The 14,846-nt window shown below is 48.1% G+C and carries 13 protein-coding genes; 6 read left to right on the top strand and 7 right to left on the bottom strand.

Features of this window, described 5'->3' with window-relative positions:
- Positions 1–133: 133 nt before the first annotated feature.
- Positions 134–625 carry a tol-pal system YbgF family protein gene (locus CIK04_RS11865; RefSeq protein ID WP_017421538.1) on the bottom strand — a complete coding sequence of 164 codons (492 nt, stop codon included), beginning with the start codon at positions 623–625 and terminating at the stop codon, positions 134–136.
- Between the two features lie 173 nt (positions 626–798).
- Here CIK04_RS11865 and CIK04_RS11860 point away from each other — a divergent pair, with 173 nt between their 5' ends.
- Positions 799–1,698, top strand: coding sequence for a LysR family transcriptional regulator (locus CIK04_RS11860; RefSeq protein WP_097352266.1), 900 nt, complete (start codon positions 799–801; stop codon positions 1,696–1,698).
- A gap of 29 nt (positions 1,699–1,727) precedes the next feature.
- Here the strand turns inward: CIK04_RS11860 and CIK04_RS11855 are convergent, their stop codons facing one another.
- The 5 genes from CIK04_RS11855 to CIK04_RS11835 all read right to left on the bottom strand — a co-directional run bounded on the left by CIK04_RS11855 (position 1,728) and on the right by CIK04_RS11835 (position 7,292).
- The gene (locus CIK04_RS11855) at positions 1,728–2,870 is read right to left on the bottom strand and encodes a BamA/TamA family outer membrane protein (RefSeq protein WP_045610246.1); all 1,143 of its coding nucleotides are present in this window, start codon (positions 2,868–2,870) and stop codon (positions 1,728–1,730) included.
- 180 nt (positions 2,871–3,050) lie between these two features.
- A complete protein-coding gene (locus CIK04_RS11850) occupies positions 3,051–3,953 on the bottom strand; it encodes a LysR family transcriptional regulator (RefSeq protein ID WP_097352267.1) in 903 nt (300 codons plus the stop codon).
- Positions 3,954–4,050: 97 nt separating this feature from the next.
- On the bottom strand, positions 4,051–4,872 hold the full coding sequence (pdxY, locus tag CIK04_RS11845; RefSeq protein WP_097352268.1) for a pyridoxal kinase: 822 nt from the start codon (positions 4,870–4,872) through the stop codon (positions 4,051–4,053).
- Positions 4,873–5,024: 152 nt separating this feature from the next.
- Positions 5,025–5,639, bottom strand: a complete 615-nt coding sequence (locus tag CIK04_RS11840; protein ID WP_045589710.1) for a DUF3299 domain-containing protein — start codon at positions 5,637–5,639, stop codon at positions 5,025–5,027.
- 129 nt (positions 5,640–5,768) lie between these two features.
- On the bottom strand, positions 5,769–7,292 hold the full coding sequence (locus CIK04_RS11835) for a M20 family peptidase (protein ID WP_045613323.1): 1,524 nt from the start codon (positions 7,290–7,292) through the stop codon (positions 5,769–5,771).
- Positions 7,293–7,609: 317 nt separating this feature from the next.
- Here CIK04_RS11835 and CIK04_RS11830 point away from each other — a divergent pair, with 317 nt between their 5' ends.
- The 5 genes from CIK04_RS11830 to CIK04_RS11810 all read left to right on the top strand — a co-directional run bounded on the left by CIK04_RS11830 (position 7,610) and on the right by CIK04_RS11810 (position 13,127).
- Positions 7,610–7,822, top strand: coding sequence for a DUF1656 domain-containing protein (locus tag CIK04_RS11830; RefSeq protein ID WP_039537114.1), 213 nt, complete (start codon positions 7,610–7,612; stop codon positions 7,820–7,822).
- 11 nt (positions 7,823–7,833) lie between these two features.
- On the top strand, positions 7,834–8,700 hold the full coding sequence (locus CIK04_RS11825) for an HlyD family secretion protein (RefSeq protein ID WP_097352269.1): 867 nt from the start codon (positions 7,834–7,836) through the stop codon (positions 8,698–8,700).
- An 8-nt stretch (positions 8,701–8,708) separates the two neighbouring features.
- Positions 8,709–10,085 carry an FUSC family protein gene (locus CIK04_RS11820; protein ID WP_097352270.1) on the top strand — a complete coding sequence of 459 codons (1,377 nt, stop codon included), beginning with the start codon at positions 8,709–8,711 and terminating at the stop codon, positions 10,083–10,085.
- 382 nt (positions 10,086–10,467) lie between these two features.
- Positions 10,468–11,226, top strand: a complete 759-nt coding sequence (locus CIK04_RS11815; RefSeq protein WP_039546276.1) for a hypothetical protein — start codon at positions 10,468–10,470, stop codon at positions 11,224–11,226.
- Between the two features lie 452 nt (positions 11,227–11,678).
- On the top strand, positions 11,679–13,127 hold the full coding sequence (locus CIK04_RS11810; RefSeq protein ID WP_097352271.1) for a hypothetical protein: 1,449 nt from the start codon (positions 11,679–11,681) through the stop codon (positions 13,125–13,127).
- A gap of 41 nt (positions 13,128–13,168) precedes the next feature.
- Here CIK04_RS11810 and CIK04_RS11805 read toward each other — a convergent pair whose 3' ends face one another.
- The gene (locus CIK04_RS11805; protein WP_097352272.1) at positions 13,169–14,809 is read right to left on the bottom strand and encodes a phosphoethanolamine transferase; all 1,641 of its coding nucleotides are present in this window, start codon (positions 14,807–14,809) and stop codon (positions 13,169–13,171) included.
- Between the last annotated feature and the right edge of the window lie 37 nt (positions 14,810–14,846).

Below are 14,846 nucleotides of genomic sequence, written 5' to 3'. Positions count from 1 at the left end.
GCGTTGTTATGGGCATACTTTAGAAAAACAACACATAGAGATACATGCATGAATGTTTATTTGAAACATCACGAATCGCGATGTTTTAACGATTCACTCAATCAAGAAATTCCTCCATACCTCATCGCGCGCTTTAGCCCTTAGGCCAGACACGATCCAAATCTTCCGCATACAAAGAAATGGCTCTTTGATAACCCAGAATGGCTTGAGATTGTGTCGTCTCCACCAGTAGATTGAGTAGCAACGCGGTCGATTGATGATGTTTGCCCAAGTTATAAAGGCACATTGCGTAGAACGGCATCACTTCTCTTCGCTCAGGAAACTCCTGCAGCGTTTTCTCAAACCAGTTCTGTGCATCTTGATAGTCCCCTAAGCTTCTCAATGTACTGGCCAAACCAAACAGGGCTTCAAAGCGGTCATCTCCAGTCAAGTCACCTTGTATTGCCGCCAAATAGTGGGGCACCGCTTGTGATTCCAACCCTTGATTATCATAGCTCCAAGCAATATGGAGATGCGCTAGCGCTTTGTAGTGCGCGTCTTGAAGCAAGGTGGTTAATTGCGCCCGGCTTTGATCGTATTGCCCAGCTTTTCTCAATTGGATTGCGGATTGAATCACCTCATCCATGTGAACTCCCTATTGTTATGCTCATCTTTGTTGTGTTTTTGACTGATGACAGTGAAACGAACAGAGATCATTTTCCGCCTCCTCTCACTGTTGAGCCAAAACCTTCATTGACTCATCGCTAAAGTTCTATAAAACTTAGCTCAAAACATAACAAAACGCGATGTATTAAGGCTATGGATAACCCGATCGACTTCAACTTACTGAAAGTATTTGTCACCGTGTATCGCCACCGTTCGATCACCTTGGCGGCTGACGCCATGGGGTTAACCCAGCCAGGCGTCAGTGGCATTTTAAAACGCCTACAAGAGCAACTTGGCGTCACCCTGTTTACTCGGGATGGCCGTGGGATTGCCCCCACACACCATGCACATGAGTTGGCAAGACAAGTCGAGCCAGCACTCAGCCAAATTCACAATGCACTTGAAGGGTTGGAATCATTTGGCCCACAAACCCATCGCAAATTTATCATTTATGTCCCTGAGCCTTTGATGTTGGTGTTGTTACCAAAGCTGGAGCAAGACACCACCTTAGGCAATATCGAGATTGTACTGCATCCAATGCAGCACAGTTTGAGCGAGCAGCTCACCCATCTCAATCAACAGCAGGCCGATCTGGTGATTGATTTCGCTCATCACTCCGCTGCATCGTTTTTCTCAGAAAAATTAATGGAAGATGAAATCTGCGTCATCGCCAGAAAGGGGCATCCAAGGATTACTGGCAAACTATCGCCACTCGGTTACTACCAAGAAAAACACATCACACTCAAGTTACGTCGTGAGGATGTCTACCTGGCAGATTACTTTACTGAGGAACTGCTGAACGAACGCAAGGTCGCCGCCGAATGTGACTCGATGATGGTTCAGATGTCTTTGGTCGCCAGCAGCGATTGCATTGCCGTGGTAACAAAAAGTCTGGCCACACAGTTTGCCGATGTTCTTGGTTTACAAGTGATCGAGGCACCTTTGTCGGGACTGCCCATCACTTACCGTTTGATGGTACACAACCGAGAGAAAAACAGCCCTGCCAACCAATGGTTAAGAGAAACGTTGAAACATTACTTTCGCTCGCAGTAATTCAACCACCTCAGATGGATAGCGACAACCTATAAACCGCTGCCAATATTGAAATACAAGGCGCTCTCTTCATCACTAAACGCCACATCAATGCCAAGATGGAGGCCATAGCGTCTCGCTATCTGGTAGCGAAAGCCTGCGCCATACGCATGAACAGACGACGCCTCCTCTATGCTTGCTCGGCTTGACGCTTCTCCATAACCATAAAACGCCGATACTTTCCATCGTGAATCAATGTCATAACTGAGCTGTGTTTGCACCACCGCAACCTCATCCCCTTGGTATCGATAGGAAGAGACACCACGTAATGCAACGTATGGTTTAGCCGTTGGCGTGACTGCACTGTCACTGGAAAAGTTTTGGTAGTTACCCGCAAAAGCCAAGTTCCAATCATCATTCAGTGGCAGGTAGATCTCTCCATCCAAAGCAAACGAGCGATATTCCTGATCGCTGCCCAACGCATCGTCATACACCATGTATTGCGCGGTAAGTGAGTAGCCGCGAGTGGGATAAAACAAATTGTCGCGTTTGTCATAATCCGCCACGATGCCAAGACCAGAGGTCACCGACTCTTTTCCCAGCAGCCGCTCCAGTAGCTTATCCACCAGCGAATTTTCCGCCTCAATGCTGGACTTCGCCAACACCTGCTTTACGCCCAATAGCAGTGGAGTCTCTGCGACACGAAACTGTAACTGCTGCATTAAACCTGCGCCCGTTGTACTGGTTGCGATATGCACTGGCACATCGAATGGTGGCAGAGGTCCAATCGGCCCACCTGATAAATGTTGATAAATATCGAGGTTAGCTTGACCAAAACCTACGCCGCCCGTATAGCGAATTCGGTCTTCTCGCCATGAGTGACGATGCCCAGCAAAGACAAACCATGACCCATTCTCAGTGCCGGCTGCACCTGCCAAGGTAATCGCAGCGGGTACGAGTTGCGCACCACCATCGATGGCCGCCAAAGCGGCTTGTTTGCGCTTTTCTTTGGCTTCGTCATCTTCGTGCAAAAAGAGGCCTGCAACACCACCACCATAACCCAGCGCAGGCTCAGTTATCAGGATCGGTATGGGCAAAAAGCCCACTGCGTTTTCCGCAATATGATGCCCCATATCAAATCGACCATCCTGCTGGTCGAAAAACGAGGCATGCGCCATGTTCGAGGTGAGCATGCCTGCTAAAACAAGAAAGAGGGGGGAAGATTTATTGGTCATAACGTTTGTCTCATGGTGAGCAAAGGAGATTGATAGTTGCAATTTTTGCGCATCGAATGATGAGACTTTACGATCCACAGCCGATTTCGTTGAATCGCTTACGTAGGATCTCATCCTACGTAAGCAACAAGATGGAGGTTATTTGCGTGGGTTCTTTTGCTGATGATCACGAATGGCTTTCATGATCGAGGCTTTTACTTCTTTGACGTTTTTTGCATGAGGACACCAGAGCGAAATGGGCAACTTCACCCCCTCCAGCATCATATCAAGATAGAGGGGCGAAATGCCCTGAACGGCAAATTGCGGTTCTGACAACGCTTTAGGCAACCATGCCCACCCCAGCCCTTCTTTGATCATTTCGACCACAAGCGCCAATTGGTCAACTTGCTCATTATTGGCAGAGTAGAGAAATTTGTCGCCTAGCCCTTCATCAATCAACGATTTAAGTATTAACTGCCGGTCTGTTTGCAACGCGTTGGCCACGCTGCTTTTGTCCATCGTGTACAGCTTTCCGTTGGTTTGAACGTAAGGAAGAAACTCAACGTGCCCAGTAAAGGTTGAATCCATGCTGTGTATCGCCGTGCTGTCGTGAATATTCACCAAACCAAAATGAATGGAGCCATCCACAATGCCTTTTTTGATGCTCTCGCGATCTCGCACTAAACACTCAACACGCATTTCAGGGAAATCTCGTTCCAACTGTTTGCGAATGACATACAGTGCTTGATGAGGAATGAAACTTGGATAGGCAATCACCACACGCCCCAAGGTGCCATAGGAAAGACTTAACGCAACTTTATCAAACGCTCTCGCCTGTTCTATCACTTGCTTTGCATAATGGTAGAGAAGGTGGCCATCTTCCGTCGGTTCAACCGCGCGCCCGATGCGTTCAAAAAGGGTGACCGCCAATTGGTCTTCCAGATTGGTGATCACTTGGCCGATGGTGGTACGGTGTTTATTGAGTTTCACGGCGGCTTTACTGAAAGAGAGTTTCTCGTAAACAGTAACAAACGCCAACAACTGTTCTAGGCTAAAATTCATGCAATTCTCTGTGCATTGAGCAATGTCTATGAGTAATGGCTAAAAGATAGCACCATTTATCTCAGTATCACCAAATTAAACAATAAGATGTGCTGGCTTACACATTTATCTTGGTGACGGGGAAATCGAACGTTGGCTCCACAAACTCATACTGAGCACTCACCGTTTCTAATTCTAAACTGTGACTCTCTTGAGTCTGATCCAGCACTCCATATACCGCGTTATTGGTATGGCGCAACGCCGCCACGGGTGACATTTTTTTGACCAAGCAGGCGCAAAATATTGCCGTAATTAAATCTTCTACGCCAACAAGTTGCGACTCCATCTCCGTTTGTGGGCGTTGGCATAAATAGGTGACTTTGGCCGTGGTCAGCAACAGAGAGGAAGTCCCCTCACCAAAGAACTCAAGCTCCTTAACCAGCACCATTTTGGGGCCAAACTCTAACGCGGCTTGAGAGGCCAACACCGCTTCATCCAGCGTCTGAATCGGCATTCCAGTGTAGTGACTTAGCGCTTTCGCCCCCAGCACAATGACGTCGGCGTGCGCTAACAGATCCTGCTCCAGAGTCGTGCCCACCGTTGGCTCACACACATACCATGCTTGCGGGTTGCGTGATTTCACCAGTTCAACCACTTCACAAACCGCCCGACACTGTTCATCGTTCATCGCCTGGCCTGAGATGATCGCCTCACAGTTTGTCAGTTGCTCAAGATCGTCCAACCTTTTCACCAATTTTAATATGTCACAAGCTGAGAACGCTTCCTCGACACAGCCTTGCGAATAGTGGGTGTGGTTTGAGCGCTGAAGCGTGTGTATTGGCCACATTTCAATTCCCATGCGTTGCACCGGAAATACCGCAGAGCTGTTTCCTGCATGCCCAAAAACCGTGTGGGGCTGAATAGAAATAATGCCTTTCATAGTTACTTTTAAACCTAAACAACAGCAGAGGGATGGTGGGTCATGGCAGCCATGCTGCCGCCCGATCTCTTATGATGATTTGTCTGCCTCTACCTATTTTGGTAGAGGGGAAAGCGGGAAGTTGCCCGCCGTATAAAATGGAAACGAGTGGGTTATTGATACGCTTCAATGCGAGAGGCTTGAATCACATAACCGGTTTCGATGGCTTGATCACCATCTGACAGCGCAACCGAGGCGGAAGCAACATCCGCTTTGATCGCTCCTTTGACCCAAACCGGGGTGTACAAACTTTGCAGCTCATACCCTTGTGGAAATTCCACCAACACGGTTTGATTGGCTGGCGGTGGTGGCGTATGAATGCACGCCCCTGCAGTGGGCACCAAAATAAACTGAGTTCCTTTAAGACCTTCCATCTCTAAAGGCACCAAGTAACCACCGAGACGCATCTCATCGATCGCGAGATCGTGAATCACCGCGCTGGACGATTGTTTGCCCGTCACCAAGTGATCAATTTGCTCTCTCACGTTAAGCCCCAGCTTTTCCGCCAGTGCGATACGCTGAACATAACCATCGTGCTCTAATGGGCTAAGATTTCTCGTCCGCTGCGCCACTTCATAAAGATAGATCTCGGTAATCAATGCTTTATCGCTCGGTGAAATGGTTTCCTGTACCGTTTGTACAGGACGCAAAGCATCCCATGTTAGGGTTTCAGCGGCATTAACCAAAGGTGCGATAGACAGCGCGATCATTAACAGTAACGGTTTCATTGCAGAGCTCCCAAAGGCAGAAATGGACACAAAAAGGCAGGCGGAAATTCACATTGACAGCCACCCAGTGGCAGCGATAACGCTGGCCACTGGGTACGCTGTTTCGCGGATTAACGTTGGATGAGCGGATTAAAGCTGACCTAGGTTATCCATTAGCTGATAGAAGAAACCAATTGAGCGGCCATATTCTTCAACCAGAATTCGCTCGTTCACGCCATGGAAACCTTCAAACTCTTTTACACTTTCCAACTGCAGTGCCGTCATTGTGTAAACATCAGGTGCAAACGCACGCGCTTGGAAGTGTTTTGAATCCGAACCACCAATCACAAAGAATGGCGACACAATCAGATCATTCCCCCAAGTTTGACGAATGGTTTTTTCAAGCATTTTGTAACCCTCGCCATTAGGATCGGCAACGTTAGTCGCTGGTGTCGAAGCCGAAATATCACGTACGGTGATACGGTCATCGTTGATCGCTTTCTTCACGTGTTCGATGATCACTTCTGGCGTGTCACCAGGCATCGGTCTAAAGTTCACCACGGCGGTCGCTGCAGGTGGCAATACGTTATCTTTAATACCGGCATTAAACATGGTCACGGCGGTGGTGGTGTGCAGCATCGCGCGTGTCACTTGGTTTTGCGACATCACATCAAGGAATTTCTTCTCAAGATCACTAACGGAATCGTTGTTGCCATAGGCAACCGCTTTGTACATGGGTTGCTGTTCTTTTGGTAACTCAGGCCCCATGAATCGGTACTGGTAGCGCACTGCATCGTGAATTTTGTATGGGAATTGCGCCGCTTCTACTTTAGTCACTGCTTTCGCCAATGCCACGATGTTGGACTCGGTACCCGGTTGCGATGAGTGACCACCCACGCCATTGATGGCGATTTCTAAGCTGACAAAACCTTTTTGCGCAATGCCGATCAGCGCGGTGTTTTCACGAATACCAGGAAACACACCAGGAATCAAAGGGGCAGATTCATCAAGAACAAAAGCAATTTTTTCGTAACGCTGTTCGATGATATCGGCCGCGTGTTTTGCCCCTTCTGGGCCACCCACTTCTTCGTCATGACCAAAAACAAACAAAATTGTGCGCTCTGGCTGGAAACCTTCTTTGATCTTCATTTCCGCCGCTTCCAAAATCGCGTGGATTTGGTTCTTATCGTCTAAAGAACCACGGCCCCAGATATAACCGTCTTTAATCAAGCCAGAAAAAGGTTCCACTTCCCATTGGTCGCGTGATTCTTGTGCGATCGGCACAACGTCTTGGTGCGCCATGAAAATCGCAGGGGGTAGTGACGGATCTTTCCCTTCCCATGTGTAGATAAGGCTAAATGGGCGTGGCTCACCAACCAGTTCACGTTTTAAGGTTTTGTGCACCAATGGGTAAGATTGCTCAATAAACTTGTGGTAGCGATTGAAGGCATCTTCGTCAAAATCACTGCGATCTTGATTAGAAATGGTGGGAAATTGAACCGCTTGAGATAAACGCTGTGCCGCGCCTTCAAGATCCACTTTCACTTCTACTTGTTCAACGCCTTTCATTTGCATTGAGCTGAAGTCTTGATCGTTTACCGCCCAAGCGGAAACACTGGCACTGAGTGCCAAAGCAGAAGCGATACTGGTAAAGAGCTTTGATTGCTTTGTCATAACGAGATTCCTCGATTTAGTCAGAAACTGGTGGGTGAATGTCTTTTCGATGAGCTCAGTATCGTTAAAAAAAATCGCCTTAACCAATCGCTTTTGTAGGATACAACCCTACAAAAGGCGATCTTCCCTAGTAAAAGGTAGCCTGCTATTGGTAAGCTCCACGTTCTTTTCGCCTCATTTCTTTTCTTGTCCGTTTTCCACCCACCCCGTCCAACACGTTCTCGCGGCGTTTGATGGACGACACCCTACATATGCGAGTGTGGATTGTTCGCCATTACCTATAGCCTTGTCCTATTCAGCGACTGCCGAGAGGTTTTATGCTTCCTATCCCACATGAACTTGTCTGGGGAGAGATTTACTTCCCACCTTTACTGCTCGTTGTCGCGCTCGCCTATGGCTTAACCATGTTGGTAACGAGCGCGGTGGTGAAAACGGGCCTCTATCGCTATATCGCGCACCCCGCGATCGCGGAAATCAGCCTTGTCGTCATCTTCACTGGCCTTATTGGCCAATTTATTCACATCTTTTGAGGCCGCCCACTGTGTTTAAACGTTACTTTCTTACCCTATTACTTGTGCTGGGTGCTGGCACGGTACTCGCCAATTTTTATCGTGTTTATACCCAAAACCCTTGGACACGAGATGGCCGCGTTAATGCGCACATTGTCTCTATTACCCCGAGGGTGACAGGCCAAGTCACCAAAGTTCACCTCTCCGACAACAGTGAAGTGAAACAAGGCGATGTGATGTTTGAAATTGATGACAGCCTTTATCGTGTCGCTTACCACAAAGCCATCGCGTCTCAAGCGCAAGCCAAAGCCGCACTGGATAAAGCACTTAATGAAGAAAAACGCGCCAAAGCACTACAAAAACGCACGCCGGGCTCAGTGCCGATTTTGACTCTGAACAATCTTCACAATGCCGTTGAAGCGGCCAGTGCCAACTTCGATTTGATGAGCGCGATGGTGGAAGAGGCGAAGTTGAACTTGCAGTACACCAAGGTCTACGCGCCTACCGATGGCTTTATTACCAACTTTCACCTTCGCGTCGGCTCACAGGTGGTTGCGAACACACCAGTGGTGGCGTTAATTGATGCCAATAGCTTCTGGATTGAGGGCTACTTTAAAGAAACCGATCTTGAAGGGGTCGATCCGCACGATACCGCCTACGTGACACTGTTAAGCGATTCCAAACAAGTGCTGACTGGTGAAGTGAACAGCATTGGATACGGTGTGGCAAAACAAGATGGCGTAACGGGCAATGAGTTACTGCCGAACGTTAATCCGAATTTCCAGTGGATTCGCCTTGCGCAGCGCATCCCCGTCAAAATCACGCTAAAAACACGACCAGAAGGGTTTCAACTGCGTGTCGGCATGACAGCATCCATTAAAATCATCAAAGCGTCGTGAGGTCAGCCATGTTGAGCGCATCCACGAAAGAAGCGATCAAAGCAGCATTAGCGATTGTATTCGCGCTGTGCTTAGCCATGTGGTTCCAATGGGATAAACCCTACTGGGCCGCCATTGCCGTTGCGGTGATGGCGCTCAATGAAACCTTTGCCCATTCCCTGCAAAAGGGGCAGAACCGCATAATAGGTGCACTGATGGGCACGGGATACGCGCTGTTCTTAATTACGCTTTTTTCACAAGATCGCTTCTTGTTTATTGCTTTTTATACTCTTTTTCTTGCCGTTAGCCTCTTTATGGCCAGTGATGAAAAACGAGGCTATATCTTTGTGCAAGGTTACACCGTGTGCACCATCATCTGCTGCATGGGAGGTTTTGATAGCATTTATACCTTTCACTACATGATGTTACGGATTCAAGAAACGCTATTGGGCATCGTGGTGTTTATCCTTGTCTACAAACTGCTTTGGCCGGTAACGACACAAAGTAAGTTCACTCAGCACTATGCAACGCTGCACACCGCACTGAAGACAGCGGTCGAACAGGCACAGCAGGGCACACTTTCTGGTGATGAGATTTTGCCCTTGCAACAATCGGCAAAACAACTGCACCACCTATTGGAGCTACCAAACAGCGGCAGTTATGATTTGCAGTTCTATCAGCAAGAGTGGTTAGAGCGGTTGCGTGAGATTCTGGTCATCACCCACTTACTCGAAAGTGTCTGTAAAGATCGTCACAACCTCGCCCACTATTTGCCTGAAGTGGCGCGCCTACTCGCTCAGTTTGATGCCAAAACGCCCATCACTCCGCTGATTCCATCACCGCTTTTTGAGCGCGCTCAACGCCACCTACAGCACAAGCCTTTCTCCTATCCTCGCAGCGTAAAACAGCACATTAAGGATGATGGTTTGAAAGTGCTGCAAGGCGTTTCGATGTTTGTGACGGCCGTTTTGCTCTGGATTTATCTCCCCGTCCCCGGAGGATTTGTCTTCCCGATGATCGCCGGTATTTTTGCCACCAACATACCGCCCTTGCCACCCAGCGCGATCAAAGACGCCTTCTGGGGCACCATTGGGCTAGGCAGTTTCTATCTTGTTCAGTATGTGTTTCTTATGCCTTCTTTTTCGGAGCTATGGCAGTTGGCGAGTTTTTACTTTATCAATGTTGTCGCCATTTGGAAGGTGTTTGATACCGCTCGGCTGGGCATCTTTCGCGTTCTTGCTGTGAACTTATTGCTGGTGCTGTCTTCCAGTGCGCAAAACTTAACGCCCAGTTACAGTTTCAGTTTGCCCGCGATGATGGTTGTCTATGTGTTGCTTCTTTTGATGATTTCCTCGTTTTTTGCTGGCCTCTTCCACCCCAAAGCACGTTATCACTTACCCCACTGATTCCACCGCCGACCACTCCACACCGGGATGGTCGGCTTACGCTTAATTTTCTCCTCGCTTTTCTTCTCTCCTCAATTTTCTTGCTATCCGTTTTAGTTATTTCTCGCCCTTCCCTTCGGCTGAGAACGGACGAAATTTTTTGTGCGTCGACCGGATTTTCATTGAGAGTATGTGTTTAGGGAATCTCGCTTACAACGACAACCCACGCTGACTTCAACTTAGCTATCTCTTTGTTAATCAAAAAGTAATAGTGACATTTTTGTTTCTATTTCAACGATTCTCTCCAATTTAAATGAAGGATTGAATCCATCATATGCGATTAACTCGCCCTGTATTTTCCTCATAGTATGAGCACATCAAGACAACAACAGGAATCAACACAATGAACCATTTTAAGCGAGCAGTAATCACAACACTTATCGGCAGCACACTGGCCGCCGGAGCTTTCGCTGGCGACAACAAGCAAGCAGAAGATCTTGACGCATCCGACATGACTCGCGCTTATACCAACATGTATGTGGGAACCAGCAATAACGGTGACGTGAAAGCATCGGGCTCTCTCTCTTACCGTTATGACAATGGCATGGAGTCTATGGTCTCTTTAGAAGGCACCATGAACAAAGAAGGCAAATACAGTGATAGCCGCCTGCAATACTTCCATGTCTTCAGCATCAACAACGCGGTTACCCCTCGTGTTGCTGTTTCATTGGATGTGATTGATAACGAAACCGCGACGACCGCCGCCCTAGGTGCTATCTCTATTTTCCGTACTCCTATTGAGTCACTCACCTTCTTTGGCCGTGTTGGGGCGTTAACCGGTAAATATTCAGATGCTGCACTGAGCAACTTTGGCGTGACCGATAGCAACCTAGTTGGGGGGATGGGCGCTGCCTATGCCGTGTGGAAAACGGGGCAAGACGGTACCTTTTTGGCACTATACCCTGAGTTCACTTACCTCAGTGGTGACATCGAGTCGTCTACCGTAAAAACCACCTTTATGGCAGCAACACCACTGAGTGCAGATAGAACACGTTGGGGACAGATCAAGTTCGAGAACACCTACGGCAGCATGGAGTCCGATACCCGAACGGTCGATATCGACGAAACTCGCGTATGGTTTAACTACAAAGTTTATCTATAAGCCCATTGTTACTTTTTCATTTTTATTCTGTCCTAATTTTTATTCTGACCTAGATGTTATTTGGCCTGCGCACAACGCAGGCCTTTTTTGCATTTTACTCTGCTCACTCAGTGCCTCATAGCCAAGCCATGATGGATCTCATCCTCCAAACGCGATTATCGAGTTTGCTTCACGCCCATTACTCTGTGCTTATCCCAACCACTGTGCTGTCGCTTCGCCTATATACCCAAACTACTTGGAGTTGCAGGTAGGCGGCAAGTGAGGCCATCCCCATGAACATAGACAGACTATGTGATTGGGCCGGGCTGGCGTGCCAGTGAACGAGCGTCGCCAACACCGCTGCAGCTTCAAGTAGGAAGGGGATACCAAGCGATACCCTCGTTGAACACGGAGGTTCAACTTAGACGTAATCATCGTTTCTTCACAGAGGTGAAGCACGATTGAGGTGTAAAATGAAACAGGCTCAAACTCGTACGACTCCACTTATTTCACTCGCCTTTTTGGTTAGCGCGTTGTTCTCAGCTTCTTCTTTTGCCAGCGACTCTATTGCACAGAGCGACACAACAGCAGAGTATGCGCAAACAGCGTCAACTGGCTCACAAGTGTTTGCTCAATACGGCATTGACGAGAAGTTAATCAAACTAAGCCTCAGCTCGCTCACCGCGGGTGAACACCTTGTAGAGCAAACCACTCGCAGCATCAAAGTCGGCGATAGCGAGCGCGTTTCCCGAGTTTTTCTGGTCAAAGAAACCGACACCAAAGGGAATATTGATCTGCGCATCAAATACAATCCGTCTCAAGTGGATAAACGTGACGACGCGATCGATGAAATTGAACGCAACACGAAAACGGAATATCGCCTGCGCGACTACGTGCAAAGCTACGACCCAGCCACTGTGCAAGTGCAAACATTGGCGGATGAGACTGTGATCGTTAGCTTTAATTACTCGAAATACGGCCTCCCTCAAGACATTGCATACTTTCGCTTTATGAAGGTGGCCATTACGGTCAAAAACCGTGTGCCACAGAAAATGGTGATCACCAACGCGAAACCCTTTTCTTACGAGGGACATCAAATCGATTCGTACCAACAGACGATCCGCTTCGATCAGCTCGATAGCCTTTTCCCTTTAATGGGTGACATGGTTCGCCAAAAAGGCATCGATCTGCCGCTGCCATACGGTTTTTCTGTTGCCTACCGTCAGCAAGAAATGAACTTGCCTTTTACTGATTTCCACATCATGGGCGTTGGCTTAAATGCGCTGTTCGACCCGAAAGAATCCTTCGGCCATGTTAACGCCGAGAGTTTATCGCTTAGGGGAGACATCAACATTCTGCCGTTTTGGAATCTGTTCGGCATTATCGGTAAAGTGAACGTGGATGCCACCGTGGATGCACACTACACCGGCGCGCTAAAAGAGACACCTTTAGGTTTGCTGTGCCTGAAAGAACCAAAACTGTGTCAGCCAGGCAATGTGCATCTGCCTTTGCATCTTGAATACGATGTCATCGGCGCTGGTACAACCCTTTCGGTCGGTTATAAAGAGTTCTTTGCCTCACTCACTGGCACCTACACCACCACTCTCCTTAAAGGGAATGAGAATTGGGGCGATCCCATCATTACCATTCAGCCAATGTTGGGTTATCAACTGGTGGATTACCGAGCGCAGCTGTTTGTGGGAGCGGAGTACCAAGGTTTAAAACCAACCATCAGCGGTACCATTGATAGCGTAGAAATTGGTGGAAAACCGTTTGAGTACAACGTCGGCTTGGAAATGGAAGAGTGGGCCTATTTGATTGGTTTTAACAAACAGTTTGGCAAAAATTACAACCTGACTTTCCTTTACAATAAAGGTGAAACACGCAACTCAATGACCTTAAACTTCGGATACCGTTTCTAGGGTCGATGGATCCTAGAAACGGCTTTCACTTGCGGTCAAACTCAGCTTCGGCACTGGGCAAAAATATCCAGATCGCTTTGATAAACCTGAGTTTTCACATCCATAATGCCAAGCATTGAGTGGAACAGGTTGTCGTGAGAAAACGCGCCGTGTGTGGCTTCATTGGCTAAGCACTTTCTGTCTAGCCCTTTTTCCTTGGCAAAGCCGTTGGATGCCCAAAAAAGCATGGGCACTTTGGTTTGGTTTTCTGGCGCAAGCGCATACGGTATGCCGTGCAAGAAGAGCCCATCTTCACCCAATGATTCGCCGTGATCAGAGACATAAAACAGCGCTGTGTTGAACTGATTTTGCAGCGCTTTTAACTGTTCAATCGTCTGTGCAATCACGTAGTCGGTATACAAGATGGTGTTGTCGTAACTGTTAACGATCTGCTCGACACTGCAGTTTTCAATGTCAGCTCGAGGGCAATCTGGTTGAAACGCCGCCTGCTGCTCTGGGTAGCGTCGGAAATAAGTCGGCCCATGGCTGCCCATACCATGCAAAAATACCACTCGGTTTCCTTGCATGCCATCCACTCGTTGGGAGAAGTCTTCCAACATCGCCATGTCGTAGCAGGTATTGCCATCGCAGAAGGCATTTTTTGCGTTGCGATCCACCACCGATTTTTGAATGTTGTGCGCTACGCCTTTGTCACCGCCGTCATTTTCAAGCCACAATTGGTCAACGTTGGCGCGCTTGAGAATGTCGATGACGTTATCTTGATTATCCGCCACGCTCTTCGAATAGTTCGCGTGTTTCATTGCAGAAAACATGCAAGGCACCGATACCGCCGTTGCGGTTCCACACGACGAGACTTGGCTAAATGAGATCACATCCAGATCTTTAGTGTACGCGTTGGTTGCTCTCGGGTAACCGTTCAACTCAAAGTTATTTGAGCGCGCGGTTTCGCCAAGGATGAACACCATCAGCGTCGGCTTGGTTTTCGCTTGTTGTAACGCTTGTGACGACTGCTGCGCATCCTCACCCAACTTTTGGTATGCCATAGGCTGATAGAAGTACGTGCGGTGAACATACTTACCGATGCTGTAAACCAGTTGAGTGGGAATGATCTCTTGACGAAGGTAAGGGTTATTGCGCCCAACGGAGGCGTAATCTTGGTAGTAAAGCCCTGCAATCGCGACAATCACCGCCAGAGAAATCACCATCGAGACAAGTTTGCGGCCAACAAATCGCAGCCATGACCCACTTGAGCGAATCGGCATCACCGCCAATAGCACCGCAGGTAGTACGCCCATCAAACCGATCCACAGCACAGAATAGGCACTGAGATATGAGCTCGCCTCGGCAGAGTCCGTTTCAAGAATGTTGGCGATCATATCGGAATCAAACAAGGTGCCGTAGTTAAAGCCCGCATAACTCACCGCGGCTGAAACCAGCAGCAATACAACAAAAAAGGGCTTGGTGATCCAAGGCCAGCTAAACAGATTAAACAGCAAATTAAACGCTGCGAGAAAAAACAGCGGGATAGAAATAACAAAGCCGATCTTAACGCTGTCTAAGCCACTTAAGATCGAATGCAACGTGGCGTAAATCGGGATGTTAACCAAAAACGCAAAGTAGCTCGCCAACATCAATGTGATGCCAACGTACGAGAAATGGGTATTTTTTAAAATTCGCTGCATAACAACTAAACTCAATGTGAAACAAAACCAGCGCAGA

This window comes from Vibrio sp. 03_296 (assembly GCF_002265885.1).
This window is presented reverse-complemented; position numbering and strand designations above follow the sequence as displayed.

Excerpts from the sequence above, each read along its gene's own strand:
- CIK04_RS11820 (WP_097352270.1), top strand. The coding sequence starts at position 8,709 with ATGTTGAGCGCATCCACGAAAGAAGCGATCAAAGCAGCATTAGCGATT.
- CIK04_RS11810 (WP_097352271.1), top strand. The coding sequence starts at position 11,679 with ATGAAACAGGCTCAAACTCGTACGACTCCACTTATTTCACTCGCCTTT.
- CIK04_RS11865 (WP_017421538.1), bottom strand. The coding sequence starts at position 625 with ATGGATGAGGTGATTCAATCCGCAATCCAATTGAGAAAAGCTGGGCAA.
- CIK04_RS11830 (WP_039537114.1), top strand. The coding sequence starts at position 7,610 with ATGCTTCCTATCCCACATGAACTTGTCTGGGGAGAGATTTACTTCCCA.
- CIK04_RS11835 (WP_045613323.1), bottom strand. The coding sequence starts at position 7,292 with ATGACAAAGCAATCAAAGCTCTTTACCAGTATCGCTTCTGCTTTGGCA.
- CIK04_RS11850 (WP_097352267.1), bottom strand. The coding sequence starts at position 3,953 with ATGAATTTTAGCCTAGAACAGTTGTTGGCGTTTGTTACTGTTTACGAG.
- CIK04_RS11805 (WP_097352272.1), bottom strand. The coding sequence starts at position 14,809 with ATGCAGCGAATTTTAAAAAATACCCATTTCTCGTACGTTGGCATCACA.
- pdxY (WP_097352268.1), bottom strand. The coding sequence starts at position 4,872 with ATGAAAGGCATTATTTCTATTCAGCCCCACACGGTTTTTGGGCATGCA.
- CIK04_RS11860 (WP_097352266.1), top strand. The coding sequence starts at position 799 with ATGGATAACCCGATCGACTTCAACTTACTGAAAGTATTTGTCACCGTG.
- CIK04_RS11815 (WP_039546276.1), top strand. The coding sequence starts at position 10,468 with ATGAACCATTTTAAGCGAGCAGTAATCACAACACTTATCGGCAGCACA.
- CIK04_RS11855 (WP_045610246.1), bottom strand. The coding sequence starts at position 2,870 with ATGCTCACCTCGAACATGGCGCATGCCTCGTTTTTCGACCAGCAGGAT.
- CIK04_RS11840 (WP_045589710.1), bottom strand. The coding sequence starts at position 5,639 with ATGAAACCGTTACTGTTAATGATCGCGCTGTCTATCGCACCTTTGGTT.